2 protein-coding genes are annotated in these 1,898 nt (G+C 70.1%); both read right to left on the bottom strand.

Annotated features, from left to right (window positions below; translation table 11 throughout):
* Positions 1–67 precede the first annotated feature (67 nt).
* A complete protein-coding gene (locus DMC18_RS19960) occupies positions 68–988 on the bottom strand; it encodes a glutaminase (RefSeq protein WP_110121080.1) in 921 nt (306 codons plus the stop codon).
* Between the two features lie 189 nt (positions 989–1,177).
* The coding region (gene dapE, locus DMC18_RS19955; RefSeq protein ID WP_110133241.1) for a succinyl-diaminopimelate desuccinylase at positions 1,178–1,898 on the bottom strand (721 nt) is incomplete at its 5' end.

Here is a 1,898-nt window from a genome sequence, read left to right as displayed (position 1 = left end):
CCGCGCCGACCAGATCCTCCCCCTCTGGGGGAGGTGGCCCGGAGGGCCGGAGGGGGCCTGCGCCGCCCTACAGCACCGAACAGTTCGTCAGCTGGGCGAACGCCTCCAGCGCGCTGGCCCCCACCACCGAGGTGCCGAACCGGTCCAGCTCCGGCGACCACACGGCCACCGTCGCCTTGCCGGGCACGACCGCCACGATCCCGCCGCCGACGCCGCTCTTGGCCGGCAGGCCGACGCGGTAGGCGAAGCTGCCGACGCTGTCGTAGATGCCGCAGGTCAGCAGCAGGGAATTGAGCCGCCGGGTCAGGCGCTCGGGAAAGATCGTCTCCTCGACCACCGGCGAGAAGCCGCCCGCCGCCAGCGGCAGGAAGGCCCGGGCCAGCTGGCGGCAACTCATGGTCAGGGCGCACTGGCGGCAATAGGCGGCGACCACGGCCTCGGGGTCGTGGGTGATCGTCTCCTTGCCGCGCATCAGATTGGCGATCGCCCGGTTCTGCCAGGCGTTGGCCAGCTCCGAGGCCGCCACCGCCTCGTCGATCTCTACCGGTCCGTCGGCCAGGAAACCGGCGAAGCCGCGCACCAGGGCGGCGGGGTCTTTCACCTTGTCGAGCAGGATGTCGGTCACCGCCAGGGCGCCGGCGTTGATGAACGGATTGCGCGGGAAGCCGCCCTCGGACTCCAGCTGCGACAGGTGGTTGAACGGCGTGCCCGACGGCTCCTTGCCGACCCGCGTCCACACCTCGTCGCCGATGCGGTTGAGCGCCAGACCCAGGCTCAGCACCTTGGTGATGCTCTGGACGGAAAAGCCCTCGTCGGCGTCGCCGATCACGTGCTCGCCGCCATCGACCGTGCGCACGGCCATGCCGAACTTCGTCCCCGGCACGGTGGCCAGCTGCGGGATGTAGTCGGGCACGCGCCCCTTGCCGAAGTGCGGCTTCACCAGCACGGCGACCTCGGCGAGGACTTCGTCGATGGAGAGCTCGTTCATGCGGGCGTGCCTCCTCCCCTCAGTTCGTCATCCCGGCCGAAGCGTAGCGTAGAGCCGGGACCCAGGGGCTAGCGACGATGCGGCGGCCGCCTTCGATAGCAGACCCAGGCGCTGCGCCCAGTCCCCCTGGGTCCTGGATAAGCCCTGCGGGCTTTCCGGGATGACGATCCTTTGGGGTACAGGAAAGGGTCAGGCGAACGCCTCGAAATACCGCCGGATCAGCGCCGTGTAGGCCACCGCCAGCTGGCGGACTTCTTCCACCGGCACGCGCTCGTCCACCTGGTGCATGGTCGAGCCCACGAGGCCGAACTCCACCACCGGGCACAGGGCGCGGATGAAGCGCGCGTCGCTGGTGCCGCCGGTGGTCGACAGTTCCGGCACGCGGCCGGTGGCGTCGCCCACGGCCCCGACGATCACGTCGGTGAAGGCGCCCGGCTGCGTCAGGAAGGCCTCGCCGCTGATCTTGCACAGCGCCTCGACCCGTCCCGAGAAGCCCTCGGCCGCCTCGCGGCACTCGTGCTCGATCCAGGCCGCCAGGTCCTTGCCCTTGTGGGCCGGGTTGAAGCGGATGTTGATCCGGGCCTTGGCCGAGGCCGGAATGACGTTCGTCGCCGGATTGCCGACATCGACCGTGGTGATCTCCAGGTTCGACGGCTGGAAGCCGGTATAGCCCTCGTCCAGCATCCGGCTCTGCAGGCGGGAAAGGATGTCGACCAGCACCGGGATCGGATTGGCCGCGCGATGCGGATAGGCCACGTGGCCCTGGCGGCCGTCGACGGCGATCCAGGCGTTGATGCTGCCGCGCCGGCCGATCTTGACCATGTCGCCCAGCAGGCTGGCGCTGGTCGGCTCGCCGACGATGCAGTGGTCGATGATCTCGCCCTCGGCGGCCAGGGCCTCGACCACCTTC

It is taken from the genome of Caulobacter sp. D5 (assembly GCF_003185805.1).
Taxonomy (GTDB): domain Bacteria; phylum Pseudomonadota; class Alphaproteobacteria; order Caulobacterales; family Caulobacteraceae; genus Caulobacter.
The sequence above is the reverse complement of the archived record's forward strand: the minus strand, read 5'-3'. Positions and strand labels throughout refer to the sequence as shown.

Bases quoted from the DNA above. Each gene is read 5' to 3' on its own strand.
- DMC18_RS19960 (WP_110121080.1), bottom strand. From the start codon at position 988: ATGAACGAGCTCTCCATCGACGAAGTCCTCGCCGAGGTCGCCGTGCTG.